Source organism: Shinella sp. SUS2 (genome assembly GCF_001262505.1).
In the GTDB taxonomy this organism is placed as follows: domain Bacteria; phylum Pseudomonadota; class Alphaproteobacteria; order Rhizobiales; family Rhizobiaceae; genus Shinella.
Window position 1 is genome coordinate 14,533 of the sequence record NZ_KQ410746.1, and the last position, 14,290, is coordinate 28,822.

The 14,290-nt window shown below is 65.3% G+C and carries 17 protein-coding genes and 1 tRNA gene; 5 read left to right on the forward strand and 13 right to left on the reverse strand.

What is annotated here, in order from left to right; genetic code table 11:
- Window positions 1-13: 13 nt before the first annotated feature.
- The 4 genes from AKG11_RS35720 (at window position 14) to AKG11_RS28035 (ending at window position 1,571) form a co-directional block, all read left to right on the forward strand.
- Window positions 14-142 (forward strand): hypothetical protein, encoded by a 129-nt coding sequence (locus AKG11_RS35720; protein WP_256364426.1) that lies wholly within the window; start codon window positions 14-16, stop codon window positions 140-142.
- A gap of 4 nt (window positions 143-146) precedes the next feature.
- The gene (locus AKG11_RS28025; protein ID WP_050746275.1) at window positions 147-569 is read left to right on the forward strand and encodes a secondary thiamine-phosphate synthase enzyme YjbQ; all 423 of its coding nucleotides are present in this window, start codon (window positions 147-149) and stop codon (window positions 567-569) included.
- A 156-nt stretch (window positions 570-725) separates the two neighbouring features.
- Window positions 726-1,076: a nuclear transport factor 2 family protein gene (locus AKG11_RS28030; protein ID WP_023515861.1), complete on the forward strand. Its 351-nt coding sequence runs from the start codon at window positions 726-728 to the stop codon at window positions 1,074-1,076.
- Window positions 1,077-1,187: 111 nt separating this feature from the next.
- On the forward strand, window positions 1,188-1,571 hold the full coding sequence (locus AKG11_RS28035; protein WP_050746276.1) for a hypothetical protein: 384 nt from the start codon (window positions 1,188-1,190) through the stop codon (window positions 1,569-1,571).
- A 321-nt stretch (window positions 1,572-1,892) separates the two neighbouring features.
- Here the strand turns inward: AKG11_RS28035 and AKG11_RS28040 are convergent, their stop codons facing one another.
- On the reverse strand, window positions 1,893-2,648 hold the full coding sequence (locus AKG11_RS28040) for an SIMPL domain-containing protein (RefSeq protein ID WP_023515859.1): 756 nt from the start codon (window positions 2,646-2,648) through the stop codon (window positions 1,893-1,895).
- Window positions 2,649-2,802: 154 nt separating this feature from the next.
- On the opposite strand from AKG11_RS28040, the gene AKG11_RS28045 reads away from it, so the two are divergent.
- Window positions 2,803-2,878 (forward strand) — tRNA-Ile (locus tag AKG11_RS28045).
- A 362-nt stretch (window positions 2,879-3,240) separates the two neighbouring features.
- Here AKG11_RS28045 and AKG11_RS34735 read toward each other — a convergent pair.
- From AKG11_RS34735 to AKG11_RS28105, 12 genes are all read right to left on the reverse strand, one after another.
- Window positions 3,241-3,726 (reverse strand): hypothetical protein, encoded by a 486-nt coding sequence (locus tag AKG11_RS34735; protein ID WP_156334146.1) that lies wholly within the window; start codon window positions 3,724-3,726, stop codon window positions 3,241-3,243.
- 382 nt (window positions 3,727-4,108) lie between these two features.
- Window positions 4,109-4,576: a hypothetical protein gene (locus AKG11_RS28055; RefSeq protein ID WP_050746278.1), complete on the reverse strand. Its 468-nt coding sequence runs from the start codon at window positions 4,574-4,576 to the stop codon at window positions 4,109-4,111.
- Between the two features lies 1 nt (window position 4,577).
- Window positions 4,578-5,621 carry a hypothetical protein gene (locus tag AKG11_RS34740; RefSeq protein WP_050746279.1) on the reverse strand — a complete coding sequence of 348 codons (1,044 nt, stop codon included), beginning with the start codon at window positions 5,619-5,621 and terminating at the stop codon, window positions 4,578-4,580.
- Window positions 5,618-5,941 (reverse strand): hypothetical protein, encoded by a 324-nt coding sequence (locus AKG11_RS28065; protein WP_050746280.1) that lies wholly within the window; start codon window positions 5,939-5,941, stop codon window positions 5,618-5,620. The genes AKG11_RS34740 and AKG11_RS28065 overlap by 4 nt, the downstream gene beginning before the upstream one ends.
- Complete coding sequence (locus tag AKG11_RS28070; protein WP_050746281.1) at window positions 5,941-6,450, reverse strand: DUF2793 domain-containing protein; 510 nt, start codon at window positions 6,448-6,450, stop codon at window positions 5,941-5,943. The genes AKG11_RS28065 and AKG11_RS28070 overlap by 1 nt, the downstream gene beginning before the upstream one ends.
- Complete coding sequence (locus AKG11_RS28075) at window positions 6,450-6,995, reverse strand: putative phage tail protein (protein ID WP_050746282.1); 546 nt, start codon at window positions 6,993-6,995, stop codon at window positions 6,450-6,452. The genes AKG11_RS28070 and AKG11_RS28075 overlap by 1 nt, the downstream gene beginning before the upstream one ends.
- Window position 6,996: 1 nt before the next feature.
- Window positions 6,997-8,133: a baseplate J/gp47 family protein gene (locus tag AKG11_RS28080; RefSeq protein ID WP_050746283.1), complete on the reverse strand. Its 1,137-nt coding sequence runs from the start codon at window positions 8,131-8,133 to the stop codon at window positions 6,997-6,999.
- Window positions 8,133-8,594, reverse strand: coding sequence for a phage GP46 family protein (locus AKG11_RS28085; protein ID WP_050746284.1), 462 nt, complete (start codon window positions 8,592-8,594; stop codon window positions 8,133-8,135). Before AKG11_RS28085 ends, AKG11_RS28080 begins: the two co-directional genes overlap by 1 nt.
- Window positions 8,595-8,660: 66 nt before the next feature.
- A complete protein-coding gene (locus AKG11_RS28090) occupies window positions 8,661-9,173 on the reverse strand; it encodes a phage baseplate assembly protein domain-containing protein (protein WP_050746285.1) in 513 nt (170 codons plus the stop codon).
- Window positions 9,173-10,369, reverse strand: a complete 1,197-nt coding sequence (locus tag AKG11_RS28095) for a phage baseplate assembly protein (RefSeq protein WP_050746286.1) — start codon at window positions 10,367-10,369, stop codon at window positions 9,173-9,175. The genes AKG11_RS28090 and AKG11_RS28095 overlap by 1 nt, the downstream gene beginning before the upstream one ends.
- On the reverse strand, window positions 10,366-11,637 hold the full coding sequence (locus AKG11_RS28100; RefSeq protein WP_050746287.1) for a DNA circularization N-terminal domain-containing protein: 1,272 nt from the start codon (window positions 11,635-11,637) through the stop codon (window positions 10,366-10,368). Before AKG11_RS28100 ends, AKG11_RS28095 begins: the two co-directional genes overlap by 4 nt.
- Window positions 11,638-11,639: 2 nt before the next feature.
- The gene (locus tag AKG11_RS28105; RefSeq protein ID WP_050746288.1) at window positions 11,640-14,195 is read right to left on the reverse strand and encodes a phage tail tape measure protein; all 2,556 of its coding nucleotides are present in this window, start codon (window positions 14,193-14,195) and stop codon (window positions 11,640-11,642) included.
- Window positions 14,196-14,290: the final 95 nt, after the last annotated feature.

Consider the following 14,290-nt stretch of genomic DNA (forward strand, 5'->3'; position numbering starts at 1 on the left):
GAAAGGAAGCGCCATGACGAACCTCTACTATGCGATCGTTGGATCCACGACCGACACGAACATGGGTCTGGCGCGCTTCATGGGCGTCATCCTTGCCTTTATCGTGGTCGTCGGTACCCTGTTCTGGGCCATCGGCGGCTGACGCCATGCCGCAAAAGAGCGTGACGGTTCCGACCCGCGGACAGGGGCTCTACGAACTCACCGACGAGGCGACCGCCTTCGTGCGGGGCGCCGGCGTGGAGGAGGGGTTGCTGACGGTCTTCGTCCGCCACACCTCCTGTTCGCTGCTCATTCAGGAAAATGCCGATCCGGATGTCCGGCGCGATCTCGACCAGTTCTTCCGCCGCCTCGTGCCGCCCTCGGACGATCCGGCGATGCGCTGGATCGTGCATACGCTGGAGGGGCCCGACGACATGCCGGCCCATATCAAGGCAGCGCTGACATCCGTTTCGATCGGCATACCGGTTTCCGGTGGCCGGCTTGTGCTCGGCACCTGGCAGGGCCTCTATCTCTTCGAACATCGCGACCGGCCACACCGACGGGAAATCGTGCTGCATCTCGGGCCTTGACGGAACCGGACCGCAGGATGGAACGTTCCTATGCCGGTCCCTCTGAAGCGTGGCATGGTCAGTCCCGTCCATGGACCGCGTTCTTGGGCCCTGGTTCCCGCCCGACACCAATGGGGCCAATGGGCTTGCGCACCGCCGGCTCCGAAGGAGAAGTTCATGGTCAATACCGAAAGCATCAACCACGCCGTCATCGAGGCCCTGAACGCCCGCGACTTTGCCGCGCTTGCCGGCAAGGTTCACGAGGATGTCGCGATTTCCGGCATCGGCGAGGGCATGGACAACGGCCGCGACGCGCTGCGCGATCGTCTCGCCCGGCATTTCGAGGCCTTTGACGAAAGGTACGGCGACGCGCTGGTGATGAGCGACGCGCTCGGCAGCAATGTCGCGATCCGCCTGACGGCGCGCGGCAAGTCTGCGGCGGGCGATGCCTATTCGAAGGAGAAGATCCTGCTGCTCGAACTCGAGGAGGGGACCATCACCCGCATCGCCTTCTTCACCGGTTCATGAAGTTGAACGGAGGCTGAACGACGGCTTCGGCCTGCATTCAGCCTTGCCCCTCTAAGGTCTCCTCAATCGCCGGACGAAACGACCCGGCCGGTGTGAACAGGAGATCCCTCGATGACCAGCTTTCTAAAAAAATCCCTTCTTGCCGTCGTTCTCGGCCTCGGTGCGCTGACGGCCGCCATGCCGGCGGCGTCCGCTGCCAATATCGAGCTGTCGATCGAGCCGGCGGGATACCGCAACGGCTTCTACGAGGTGCACGACCAGGACTGGCGCCGCGACCGCTGGGATCGCCGTCATGACCGCCGTCAGGGCGAATGGGGCCGCCGCGGCCGCTGCGACCTCGGCTTTGCCGTCGCCAAGGCCCGTGATCATGGCCTGCGCCGCGCCCGCATCGCGGACGTGACGCCGCGCAAGGTCGTCGTCGACGGTTTCCGCCGCGATGGCTACAGCCGCATCGTCTTTGCCAACGACCGCCATTGCCCGATCCTCTGGCGCTGATGACGGGGGCCGGCACGCCGGCCCGTTCTCCGGAACGCCGTTCGTCACGTCACCCCCGGCCGGTGAACGGCCACCCTCCCGGTTCTGCCGGGAGGGTTTTCGCGTTTTGCGGCGATGCATGACGCATGCCGCACATAGTGCTGCGACGCATCCTGCGTCGGGAAACGCATCGAACCGAAGGATTTTCCCCAAGTGCCGGTCGCGGCGCCGGTTTTCCATGCCCGGTGGCGCAGGGAGAGGCGGCCTTGCCATTCGCGCTGTTGCACAACGCAAAAAGGGCCGGCACGACGCCAGCCCTTTCTTTCATTCCCGTCGTGCGGCTCAGTTGCCGAGTGCGAAGGTCACGTTGACGGTGACGGAATAGCTGTTCTCGCCGGTGGCGAGCGGCACGGCGCCGCCTTCGGCATAGTCCTTGGCCATGGCGCGCATCATCGGCATGGGTTCTGCGCGATAGGTGGTTTCGGAGATTTCAAGCACGCGGCCGAGGCCGACGCCGGCGGCATCCGTCAGTTCCTTGGCCTTGGCCATGGCATTCTCGACGGCCTTCTTGCGTGCCGCGCTGACGGCGGTGTCCGGCTTGTCGTTGACGAAGCGGATGCCGTTGCCCTGGTTGGCGCCGAGCGTCACGGCCTTGTCGAGGATCTCGCCGAGCTTGGAAAGGTCGCGCACGCGCAGCGTTACCGTGTTGGTGACCTGGAAGCCGATCAGCACCGGCGGCGGGTTCTCGCCGGTCGAGCTCTGCGGGTACTGGTACTGCGGGTTGATCATGAAGCCGGAGGTCTGCAGATCGCGCTCGGCAATACCGGCTTCCTTCAGGGCGGCCAGGACGTCGGCCATGGCCTTGTTGTTGGCGTCGAGCGCCTCGCGGGCGGTCTTGGCGTCCTTGACGACGCCGAGGTCGATCAGGGCCATGTCGGGCGCCATTTCCGCGCTGCCTTCGCCGGTCACGACGATGGTCGCCTCGCGCGGCTTTGCACTGTCCTGCGCCTGCGCGGCCAGGGGAAGGGCAGCGGCGAGAGCCAGCGAAAGCGCGACGATGCTGGCGCCCGTGCGGCGGCCCAGAGTTCCGTAGAACATAAAGAAAATCTCCTGATGGTTGCGTCCCTTGCGCCGTTCTTCGCCCGTGATTGTGTAGAGAATACGGCGGCGCTTGTGAGGCCCGCCGAATTCGTCTAGACGATCTCTACACGTCGGCCGCCATTGACCGACGCCCCCGGCCCCGCGCCGGGCCGGGCCTGTAGCTCAATGGTTAGAGCCGGCGGCTCATAACCGCTTGGTTGGGGGTTCGAGTCCCTCCGGGCCCACCACTCCCCTTCGTCCAGTAAAGTCCAGCTTGGCCGAGAGGATGCAAGATAATCGCGGCTTTTCAACGTGTTCGCGCCTCGCTGTAGCTCGCCGCGAATTTTCGGAATTTTGACACGAGAGATCGGAATTTTTGAAATTCCGGACGTGGTGTCAAAAAGTAGGTTCGAAGACGAATCAAAGGCCCTTTGAAGGGCCATCGAGCTTAACCTTAACGCCAGCTTCCATTTGAGCCTCGCGCCTGAGTGGGATGTCAAACGAGGTTGCGGCAGTTTCCACATTTGAGAGCGACACTGAACATCCGTGATTTCCCCTGAGTTGTGGTCCCGAGGTTAGCCCTTAATCGCATTCGCTCGCGTGCCTTGTTTCAGTCCGAGACGTTTTCACTCTCGCTTTTTACCCTGGAAATAACGGTACTTCGCTTCCAAACGAAGAAGCCCCCAATCAAAAACAGCACAATTATGAGCGGCAAGCCAACGATGTTCACCATCGTCTGTAACGCCTCGGCCGTGGGGCTTGCCTTATCTAAAAGCGCAACGTCCTTATTGACGTCGACCCAGAAGCCCAACACGGCGGAGCCCACCGAAAACGATATAGCGGAAACAACGTTTGCCATCATCACCGCATCGAGGTCAGCCTCTGTGAAGTTGTACGCTTTAATCTGGCGACGGGTGTGGGTCACGTTGATGCCACCTCCCGTTCCAGCACGAAGCGGTGCCGCCGCCTCATGCCGGCCTGGCGCTGCCAATGCTGGTTTTGCGCCCTTTCCCACGACCACCGCTGTTTTGGGATCGACGCCACTAGTTCCGTAAAGTCTATGGAAGTGCCAAGCGGTTCTTTTATCATCGTCCATTGTGATCGCCTCGTTCGGATCGAGGCGGCTGAGCACTCTTTGTGAGGATATCGGTTAGAACGTCGCGGAGGGATTCGGCATCCTCTCTGCTGATCAAGACCGCGTATCGAAAATAGTCTGGAAAGTCGGGACCTGGGTTTTCTGCGAACGCTATCCGTATCCCACCACCCATCGCGTTCAGCATGAAGCGATTTGCCATTAAAGTAGGCACTGAAAAGGAGCGGTCTAGTTCCTGGGTGGTAACGCTCGTGTCGGAAATTTCTTCTGCCATTGATTCCTCCGCATTGAGAGTGCGGAGTTAAACAACAGGAAGCTGTATTGGGAAGCGTTCCCACAGCCTTTTCCAACCTTGCGTTTGTTCTGAGGTGGGGCATCGACCGCTTCAGATCGGCATGCCGCGGCCGATCTCGTCGCGGCGCTCCTGGGTGAGGATCGTCGCCGTCACGAGCATGTCGAGGCCGGTTTGCGTCTGCGAGAGGCCAAGGTCGACCACAGTGAGGCGCGGATCGTCCACGATCGACCACCAATCGTCGATCAGCCAGGCCGTCGTCTTCTGGGGTTCCTCCTCGCCCTGGTACTCGCGCGCCTGGCGGATGGCGAGGCGCTCTTCGGGCGCGAAGAGCAGCTTGAACTCGACCGGCGTCACCTGGAGCCGGTATTGCTGTTCGGGCTCCGGTTCCGGCTCCGCGGCGGGAGGCGCGGTCCACTCATCGTCAACCAGTCGCCAGCCGTGCGAGACCTCGTCGGGCACCTCGACGAACTCGGCGGCGATTTGCGGATGAAACTGCAAGGCTGGATCGGTCGAGACGTCGACGGCCACGCCGCCAATGATGCGTGCGTAATTGCTCATCTCACCACTCCACGATTACGAGGCCACGGCCGCCCTGCGCACCTGCCTTGTTCGCGCCGGACGCGCTACCCGCACCACCGCCGATGCCACCCTGTCCGCCCGGAAGCGCGCTGCTGCCAAGGCCGACGCCACCGCCCCCGCCATGTCCGCCGGGTTGAGGTGACACGGATCCCGAGCCTCCAGGTCCGCCTGCACCAGACCCGCTACGAGCACCGGCATTCGCATTGTTCGAATAAGAGGCCGCGCCGGTGAAAATATCGAATGGAAAGCGGCAGGTCGCGCCGATCTTGTTCTCGACGAGCGTGCCGTCGACGGTGTTGAATTCACCCAGAACGTCAGGGCCGCCCACACGCTTGTCGGCATAGAGGCCTCCTGGTCCAAATGCGGACCCCGCCGCACACGTGCTCGCATGATTGCCCCCTACGCCGCCGCCGCCGGGCGTGTCGTTAATCGTCAGGACGGTGGCGCCGTTGCCGCCGTCGCCAAGCTGGCTTCCAGCGGCGCCGCCGCTGCCGGGTGAAGCATTGGCGGTCGCATCGCCGCCCTTTCCACCCTTTGCCTGGAAATCCCCACCGATACCGATGCCGCCAAGGCCTCCTGGCACCGGTCCCGCAGGGGCATTGACGCCGGGCTGGCCGCCCGTCGCAGAGATTAAAGCACCAAAGGAACTCGTTCCGCTCGCCGCGGCCTGGTTTGCGCCGCTACTCCCAGGCGCGCCTGGTGCGCCGACCGTCACAGCGTAGACATCGCCCGGCGTAACGTCGAAAGCCCCGTGGGCATAGCCACCACCACCGGCGCCTGACGAAAGGTTCGTGGCCGCGCTCACGCCGGCCGTCGAGCCACCCGGGCCAATAACACGAACGCGGATGCGCTTCACGTTGGCGGGAATGGTAATATTCTCATTGGCATTGAAGACGCGGTACATGCCGCGGCCGAAGATGCCGAGGAAGCCCGCGCCGATCATGCCGGCATTGACGGTCTCGCCGTCGCTGCCAAGGCCAAGCAGGCCGGACTGGCCGTCCCGTCGCTGAACAACACGGCTCATACCTGCGCTCCTTCAAAACCGTTGACGCGCCAGGTGACCGCCGCGCCGTCCGCCCAAACGATGATCTTCTCTCCTGCACCGCCGATCAGGCCGAAGCGCTCCAGGATTGCCCCCTTTCCGGAAAGAAGTGCGTCGTATTCGACCCAGTCCTCATCGGCCGGCACGGCCGCACGCGTGATCGCGACCCGCGCCGAAACCGACGCGTTGGCCCGATTAACGGCCAGCACGTTGAAGGTCGCGACCTTGCCGTTCGGCACGGTGTAGACGGTGGTGAGGGTTTCGGCGGCCGGGGCCGCCCTGCCAAGGTCTCCGCTTGCCATCAGAATTGTCCTACAAAGTAGCTGAAGAGCCGGTTGAACTGGGTCTCGAAGGCCGTATAGACCCCCGCGATCCTGGTGAACTGGACGCCGTCAGGCGTGCCGACGACATGGCCGTCCGGCGCATTGAGGTAGCGCCAGGCGTTGCCGGTCCATTGCGCAAGTTGCTGCTCGCGGCCGGCCCAGGCGCCGGTGGCGCCCGGCGGGACGACGTAGGCCTCTGCAACGGCTGGCGCGCCGGGCGGCGCGGTGACGTCGACGGCGGTGACCGGAATGAACGGGATGGTCCTGGACGCATCCCGCCAGGCGAGCGCCTGCAGGAGCTGGGTGTTGTCGCCGGCATCGGGCACGATGCCGGCGTCCTCGATGACGGCGAGCACCTCTTCCTGGACGCCGTTGAGCCAGTCGTCGGTGACCTCGGTTCCCGGAACGCCGTTCGGCAGGTCCTCGCCGACGAAGCCCCGCTTGCCGCCGCCGATATCGACGAAATCCGCGCCGTTGACACGATCCATCAGGCTTCCTCGAAGTTGAAGACGATAAGGGTGTGGGCAGGCTTGATCCGGCGCAGCTCGCATTCGACGGCCGCGACCTCGAAGCTGCCGGCGGCGGGCACCTGGACGCGCCAGACGAACTGCGAGCCTTCCGGTCGAAGGCGCTGGCCGGCGCGCAGCACGTTGGCCCGGCTCGGCCAGAACTCCTCGATCGAAATGGTGACGCCGAGCTTTGCGGCAACGCCGGAAAGGTAGGGGATCGACTGACCGCCGAAGGCCGTCCAGCGCTGGTGCGCCAGCTTCTGGCGCTGCTCGATGGTCGTTGCGGCAAGATCGCGACCGCAACGATCGGGACCAAGGCACCGCTCGAAATCCGGCAGGAGGTCGACGGCGGTTCGCGGGTCGATCTCGTCCATCAGCCGCTCGGCGCTGGCCTCGGCGTCATGAAGGAGGACGGCGGCCGAGCCGAGCAGGGTATCGAGTACCCCGCCGCGTCGGCCGAGCGCAAAGCCGGTCGGAAGCTTTTTACCGAGGCTTTGAAGGACGGTTTGAAGGGCGCGGGCCATGTCACGCCTCGAAGGTCGGTGCGCCCGCAACCGGGAATTCGGTGCGGTCGAGGGTGTAGGGCGCGGCGGGCAAAATCAGGTCATGGGCATATTCGCCGGACGCGGCAGAGATGGCCTCCGAGATGCGCGAGGGCTCGATGCGCGCACCGATAGGCCCTGCGTTCTCCTCGTCGTCGGCATCGCCGATGGTGGCGACGAAACGCTGCCAGGCTTCGGTGATGGCGGCGCGGGTGCGCGGCGTGTCCGGCCGGATGCGGATGGTCAAAGGCAGGGTGACGATCTCGCCGCCGATAACGACGATCCGGGCGGTCACCGGGCGAACGCCCGTGCCGCTGCCCTGTTCGCCGAGAAAGGCCTGCATGGCCTCGATCTCGCCGGACGAGGGCACGCGCGGCGTGCCGTCCGGATCGCGCATCATGACGACGATGCCGACCGAGCCGCGGCCGATCCAGTCCTCGACGACATTGACGGCGGCAACCGAGAACTGCTGGGACAGCCAGACGGGATAGTCGAAGGCGGCCCCGCCATGCGGGCGCTGGCGGATATGGGCGCCCACGGCGGCCGCCAGTTCGTCCATCGTCCACTCACCGATGCCGCCCACGAAGGCGCTCTCGACGGTGATGCGGTCGATCTCGGGCACGGCGACGACGGTGGCAAGGCGAATGCCGGCTTCGAGATTGCCGGCCGGCCCTGGCTCGATCGCAGCGGCTGCAACGGTGGCAAGCCCGTCCTCGTCGAGAACGGCAGCCGCCGTCGTCTCGTAGAGCACGCCGCTCGAGGAAGACAGTTCCGTTGCGATCGGGACTGCAAAGCCGGGATCGCCTTCGATCAGCACCGTGCCGATCGCGGCGACGGGCTGGCGCTGATCGACGCCCCAGATGCCGGCATGGCGCAGAACGTGCTCGTCCTCGGCCGTATCGACAAAGACCTGCCGCGACCAGTAGCCGACATGCTCGTGGACCTCGGAGACGACGAGGACGACGGCGCGGCCGATCTGCGCGAAGACGCCGCGCGGAGACCGCACGGCGCGCGAAAGGGCGATGGGATCGAGGGTTGAGCGGATCGTAAGGAGGCCGTCTTCCAGGGAAGAGGCGAAGCGCTCGGCAAGCTGCTTGGCTTTCGGGACGAGCCAGGGCATCAGGCCTCCAGTCTGCGCGAAAGCGCCAGGCTGACGTCATCCACCTGGACGCGCCAGGCGAGACGGTTCGAGGGCTGCCATTCGACCTCGACGATGGCGGCCACGCCGGTCTCCCGCTGCACCCAGGCAAGGCCCTCCTTCAGCCAGAACGCGTAGAGCTGGCGGGTGGTCTCGGTTTCCTTGGCGCGGGAGAGAAGCCAGGTGCGGCAACCGGTGAGATCGCCGAAGGGGTCGAGCGCATCGCCGGGGCAACCGCGCCGTTCGGAAAAGCTGACGGGGGCAAGGAAGATCGAGCGGCCTTCGGGCAGTTCGTCGTCGGGTGCGGCGCGTCGATCGAGGCCGACCGACATGAGCATGGCCGTCACCGGCGTCTCGTCGATCATGAGATCGCAATCGTCGCCGAGCGCCAGATCGCACTGGCGCGTCTCGTGATCAAAGGCGAGAGCGAGATCGAAGAACATGGCGCGAAGCTATCGCGCGCGCGCAAGCCCGTTCATGCCCGCCATGGCGGGCGGCAGGGCCGGTGCCTAGCCGCCGAGCGGTACGCCGGGCACACCGGGCGGTGCGGAAACGTGCTTGTGCGTCTTGTCGATGACGACACCGTCATGGGTGATCGTGCCGCCGGCGAAAGCGAAACCGTCGCCCGAGATGGTCAGGCTGCATCCGCCGCGCTTCAGGACGATGTTGCTTGCCGCCGATATCTCGATCGTTCCGTTCGGCATGACAACGATCTTGTCGCCGCTGGCGTTGGAGACGCCGACCGCACCTTTCGGCAGCTTGCCCATCCGCGCGGAGGGATTGCCGGTGGGCAGGATGACGGCATCGCCCTGGTCGCCACCGATGGCGACCATGATGCCGAGCGCGCCGTCGACCGGCGGGTTGGAGCCGAAGCCGTAGGGTTGCGCGACCTCGACGTCTTCGCGCACGATGCCGTCCGCCACCTCGACGGAGGCCGTCTGCATCTCGCCGTCGTCATTGACGCTCTTCAGCGTGACGCGCCGGATCATGCCGCGCAGGGCATCTGCCGTTTCCTTGTCCATCAAAGGCTCTCCGCCGTCGTATCCATGGTGCCGGACGGGCGCGATCGCTTGCGTCCCGGCGCATTGGTGCGGCGCGATCCGGTCGCGCCCTTGTCGAAGGCTTCCGGCGACGTGACGGTCAGCGCCGTCGTCCTTCCGCTATCGTCCTCGCGCATCGTCAGCTTGGAAATGAGCATGTCCCGGTTGATGCCCATGAAGGCATCCTCGACGGTCACCATCTCGTTGACGCGCCAGAGCCGGCCGCCGGCGCCGAAGCCGTGGACGGTGTAGCTGATCTGCTCGCCCTTGGCGCGCGCCGTGCGCATGCGCCAGTCGGCCTCGTCCTCGGCGCTGATTTGGTCAGCTTTCGATCGGGTCAGATGGGCGATGGGGCGATAGCGCTTGATCTCGCCGTCCTCGGCAATGCCGGTCGCGGCCGTGCCCTTGCGCTCGCGTTCCGTCGCAGCGCCGTCCGTCGTCTCGCGGTCATCGACGGAGATAGGCTCGGCGGTGACATCGAGCTTTGCGCCCTTGCGCTCCTTGGCGGCGCGCTCTGACTGGCCGCGCACGATGGTCTTCGAATAGCGGCCGGAATGATCGAAGGAGCCTTCGGCCGACAGGACGTTGCCCGGCAGCGTGAGGCTTGCCGGCGCGCGGTTCGCGCCGGTGCGGGTGATGACGATGCCGCCGATGCCGTCCGACAGGATCAGCGCGTGACGCGAGCGTGCGCCCTTCTCGATTGCCGAATGGGCGGTCTCGACGAGGTCGAGCGAGTAGCGCTGGAAGGGCTCGCCGGTGTCGATCTCGCTCTTCACGGTGAGGCCGAAGGGCGCTGCAATGCGCTTCACGGCATCTTCAAGCTTTACGTTCTTGAACTCGGCCACCTTGCCGTCACCGATCGCATCGCAGTCGACGAGGTCGCCGGTCTTGTCGCGGCCGGTAATCTTGACGCCGGCTTGGCCCTCGCTGATCGACGGGCTGACATTATCGACATAGCCTTCCAGGCACGGCTCGCCATCGACCGAGATCGCGACGGCCATGCCGGGCTGCACGGCCCTTGCCGCGGCGAAGGTGGAGCTGGGCAGCGCGTCGGTGGTGCGCGCATCGCGCAGCTCGATCGAGAAGCTGCCGGACAGGTCTTCCATGTCGCGGCTGACCTCGGCCGACGTCCAGGCGGTGAAGGGCGCGCCATCGATGGAGACCGCGATCCCGCTCATTTGAGCACCTCGACCGGGCCTTCGAGAAAGGCGGGATGGCGGGGCCGGTTGCGCCGGACGATGTCGCGGAAGGCCGGCTCGACGCGCTGCGGATCATCACCGAAGAGATGATGGGCGATCTGCCAGGCTTCGGCGGGCAGGTCCGGACGCAGGACCAGGACATCCGGCAGGCGGCCGATCCGCTCGTTGATGTCGGACGAGACGGCCGTCTTGAGATCCGTGAGCGCCAGGCGCAGGTTGCCGGTCTGGCCCGCATAGATGGAGCTGCTCATGCCTTCGAGCCGGTCGGCCGCATCGCCGATCGCGATCACGGCCCGCGTGCGGAAGGAGAGCGCCTCGCGGCGGCTCTCATACGAAGCAAAGACCGATTGTCTGGCGGCGGCGGTGAGCGTGCGGCCGCAAGCCAAGGCAAGCAGAAGACCGTCTGTCGGCGACGGCGCAAGGGCAACCTCGGCGGCAAGCGCAGACGCAAGGTCGAAGCCGATCGTCATCAGCGCCAGAGGAGACGGCGGAGCCTCGGCGCTCGTGCCGGCGGCGGGCGAGACGGCGGGCGTCGGGCTCGCCGCGGCGAGAATGGCGACGGTTGCCTGCACCATTTGATCGAAGGCGAGAGCGCCGGTTGGCGCGAGATCGGGAACCGAGGCGCTGAGGCGGGGCAAGGTGCGCCGCGCGCCGGTCGGCGGCGAGAGCGCGGCGATCGAGGCGCGAAAGACACGGTGCGCCCGGTTGACGGAAAGCTGCCGCGCGACGGAGATAGCGCGCTGCTCATGAGCCTTGGCGAAGGTGGAGAGTGTGGCTGCGGCGGAAGAGATCGCCGTCGTCAGGGTCGAAAGGCTCCCACCCGCGCGGCCGAGGCTCGCAAGGCCGGAAAGCCCTCCGAGCCCGCCGGCCGGCAGGCGCTTGAACTGGATGGAGAAGCGCGTGACGCGCAGTTCGCGGTCGGAGAAGAAGACCTGTCCCGGCTCCTCTAGGATGACGGTCATCGGGCCGAGCCAGGGATGAACGAGCGTCGAGGGGCCCGGCGTTTCCATCGCCGCCTGGAGTGCCGCTGCCTGGGCTATGTAATCGTCGCCGACAACAAGGCCTTCGATGGAGATGACCGCCGGCGCCATCCCGAAATCGTCATAGGCCGGAACATCCACGCCGGGGAAGAGCTGCTCAGCGATGCGCCGGCCGGCCGCCGTCGACGCATCGGGAACATGGAAGCGGATGCCACGCCAGAAGCCTGGCAGAAGGCCGGGAAGGAGATCGCGATCGCCGCCGAACATGATCAGACCCTTCCGACTGCGCGGCCGGTGTTCGCCGTGGTCAGCGCGACTTTCTTGTTGTCAGATTGTGCACTGACGACTTTGCCGGGTCCCTCGACTGCGATCCGAACGGAGCCGCCGACCTCGACCTGTTGACGAGGAAGTGCCTGGGCGAAGCGCGCTGGCTGGTTCGAATTTGCCGCGGCCTTCTTGAACGGAAGCTTTGGCGGGCCGTCGAGATAATCATCGAGCGAATTACCACGGTCGCTGCCGTCTTCGCTGGAGCCGGCCGTGCCGCCATTGGGCAGCATGTCGCCAGGCTGTGCAGTGCCCTTAAGTCGGGCAAGCGCATCTGCCGCGGTGCTGATCGCACTGGCAACGGCGTTCCATGCGTCGACTGCCGTCTGCGGGATCAGGGAGAACCAGTCGATCGTCGCACCTGCAATCCATTTGATGCCGCCGACCACACGGTCGATAAAGCCCGCCACACTACGGAGCGTGGCCATGAAACTTTCGGGCATGATTTCCGACCAGGTCTTTTTCCCCTCGGCAACATCGGCGAGGTTATTCGCGACATCAGCCAGGAAGCCAGCGAGATCGCCGAGCATATTGACGGCTTTCGAGACGGCCGTTCCCGTAAGATCACCCAGCGAACGGAAGAAGCCGAAGAACTTCTCACTATCGAAGTTGACCATGCCGCCGAGCGCGCGACCGAGACGGGCAAACGCGCTGGCAATGCGGCCAATGGCGCTGATTGTCTTGCCGAGCCCATTACCGATCTCCTTGAGATGCGGCGCAAATCCGCTTCCAAACGACTTCAACGTCTCCCAGCCGAACTTCACTTTCTCGATCGCGCCGTCCAGCAGCTTCCAGCCTTCGAGCTTGGCATTGTCGATGGTCAGCCAGGACAGATCCGGGGTGCCGCCCATGCCCTCCTTTATGCCGTCGAACAGCGTCTTGAAGTTCGCCCAGCCGCCCTGCACGTCGCGCCAGGCGCTGGCAAGGCCGCGCCGCACGATCGGGCCGTAACGATCCCACGTCTCGCGGCCGGCCTGGACGATGCGACGGCCGCGGTCGCGCACATCGTCGGCAAGGTTGCGGAAGCCCGTCTTCGCCCGATCCCAGATCCGCATGACGCGCGGGCCGTAGGTGTTCCAGTTCCGATAGACATGCAGGCCCGCCGCCGCGATCAGCGCGATCGCGATGCCGACCGGCGAGATCAAAGCGGCGAGCATGGCAAAGCCGGCGCCGATGATGGGAAGCGCGATGCCAAGCGCACCGAAGGCCGCGGCGAGGAGCACCCCGCCGCCGGCGATGGCAATGATCTTGCTGCCGAGCCCGCCGCTCTCCTTGTTCCATTCGCGATACCACTTCAGGCCATCCATCAGGTAACCGTTGATGGTCGGCAACCAGGTGCCGAAACCAAAGCCCACTTCGCGCGCGGCCTGCGTCCCGATCTCCTGGAAAGTCATGAGCTGGCGGTTCAGACCAGCCATCTGCGTCTCGAAGTCCTCGTCGATGATCGCGCCGGTGGCCTTCGCCACCTCGTCCTTGATCCGCTTGTACTCGTCAACGTTCGTCAGGAACGGGATGAGGAAGTCCATGACCTGCTGGTCGGCGAAGATCTCGCCGAGCGCGCCGGCGCCATGGATCGCCTCGAGCTGCTCGCGCACGAAGCCGAGCGCATCCGCGCCTTCCAGGCCGTTCGCCTTCGCCTTCTTCATCAGCTTCTCGATCTCGCCGCCGGAAACGCCGGTCAGCTTGACGATCTTCTGCATGACGGCTTCGATCGGGTTGATGCCCTTGACGGCCGCGTCGGCCATGACGGCCTGGATGTCGACGCCGGCGTCCTTGAAGTTCTTGATCGTGGCCGGCGCTGCGATCTTCGACAGGAAGTTCTTCAGGTTGTTCGCCGCCTCGCTCGGGTCGGCGGTGCCTTTGCGGGCGATCTGAAGGGCGGCGCCAAGGAAGTTCACCGCCTCGCGGCCGGTGACACCGTATTTCGCCATCTGGCTGGTGAGCGTCGGGAAGTAGCGCGCCATATCCTTCAGTTCGAACGCGCCTTCCTTGCCGGAAACGACAAGTGCGCCGAGCGCGTCGTTCAGCTGATCGGCGGGAAGCTTCAGGGTCTGGAGCATGGAGGTCGCGACCTTCGACATGTCCGAGAACTCGGCATTGGCGGCGGTCGCGGATTTGCCGATCGTGCCGATCGACTGGTCGATGAGATCGCGGCTGAGACCCGCAGCGATCATCTCGCCCGCGCCGGCGGCGACGACGTCGGAATACTGGCCGACGGCCAGGGCCAGCGCCTCGTATTCGGATCGCGCCTCCGCGACGAAGCTGAAGGCGGCACTACCCGACAGGTTGGCCGTCGAGGCGATGTCGATGAGCTTCTGCTCGAACGCCGCCGCCTCGCGGATCGGGCCCATGAAGGAGATGGCGGCGACGGCCGTGCCGAGCACGCCGATCTTCGTGGCGAAGGACGCGATGCCCTTCAGCGTGCCGGTCAGCCGGCGCAGCGGCCCGGTGAGGCGATCGCGCAGGCGGACCAGGACGTCGAGGTTCATCGACCTTGCCATGTCAGTCTCCGTTCGAGAGTTTGCGCTCTTCCTCGCGCCAGGCCATCAGGCAGTTCCACCAGAAGGTGACGCGGCCGACATCGAAGGTCTCGATC

Excerpts from the sequence above, each read along its gene's own strand:
- AKG11_RS35720 (WP_256364426.1), top strand. The coding sequence starts at position 14 with ATGACGAACCTCTACTATGCGATCGTTGGATCCACGACCGACACGAAC.
- AKG11_RS28025 (WP_050746275.1), top strand. The coding sequence starts at position 147 with ATGCCGCAAAAGAGCGTGACGGTTCCGACCCGCGGACAGGGGCTCTAC.
- AKG11_RS28030 (WP_023515861.1), top strand. The coding sequence starts at position 726 with ATGGTCAATACCGAAAGCATCAACCACGCCGTCATCGAGGCCCTGAAC.
- AKG11_RS28035 (WP_050746276.1), top strand. The coding sequence starts at position 1,188 with ATGACCAGCTTTCTAAAAAAATCCCTTCTTGCCGTCGTTCTCGGCCTC.
- AKG11_RS28040 (WP_023515859.1), bottom strand. The coding sequence starts at position 2,648 with ATGTTCTACGGAACTCTGGGCCGCCGCACGGGCGCCAGCATCGTCGCG.
- AKG11_RS34735 (WP_156334146.1), bottom strand. The coding sequence starts at position 3,726 with ATGGACGATGATAAAAGAACCGCTTGGCACTTCCATAGACTTTACGGA.
- AKG11_RS28055 (WP_050746278.1), bottom strand. The coding sequence starts at position 4,576 with ATGAGCAATTACGCACGCATCATTGGCGGCGTGGCCGTCGACGTCTCG.
- AKG11_RS34740 (WP_050746279.1), bottom strand. The coding sequence starts at position 5,621 with ATGAGCCGTGTTGTTCAGCGACGGGACGGCCAGTCCGGCCTGCTTGGC.
- AKG11_RS28065 (WP_050746280.1), bottom strand. The coding sequence starts at position 5,941 with ATGGCAAGCGGAGACCTTGGCAGGGCGGCCCCGGCCGCCGAAACCCTC.
- AKG11_RS28070 (WP_050746281.1), bottom strand. The coding sequence starts at position 6,450 with ATGGATCGTGTCAACGGCGCGGATTTCGTCGATATCGGCGGCGGCAAG.
- AKG11_RS28075 (WP_050746282.1), bottom strand. The coding sequence starts at position 6,995 with ATGGCCCGCGCCCTTCAAACCGTCCTTCAAAGCCTCGGTAAAAAGCTT.
- AKG11_RS28080 (WP_050746283.1), bottom strand. The coding sequence starts at position 8,133 with ATGCCCTGGCTCGTCCCGAAAGCCAAGCAGCTTGCCGAGCGCTTCGCC.
- AKG11_RS28085 (WP_050746284.1), bottom strand. The coding sequence starts at position 8,594 with ATGTTCTTCGATCTCGCTCTCGCCTTTGATCACGAGACGCGCCAGTGC.
- AKG11_RS28090 (WP_050746285.1), bottom strand. The coding sequence starts at position 9,173 with ATGGACAAGGAAACGGCAGATGCCCTGCGCGGCATGATCCGGCGCGTC.
- AKG11_RS28095 (WP_050746286.1), bottom strand. The coding sequence starts at position 10,369 with ATGAGCGGGATCGCGGTCTCCATCGATGGCGCGCCCTTCACCGCCTGG.
- AKG11_RS28100 (WP_050746287.1), bottom strand. The coding sequence starts at position 11,637 with ATGTTCGGCGGCGATCGCGATCTCCTTCCCGGCCTTCTGCCAGGCTTC.
- AKG11_RS28105 (WP_050746288.1), bottom strand. The coding sequence starts at position 14,195 with ATGGCAAGGTCGATGAACCTCGACGTCCTGGTCCGCCTGCGCGATCGC.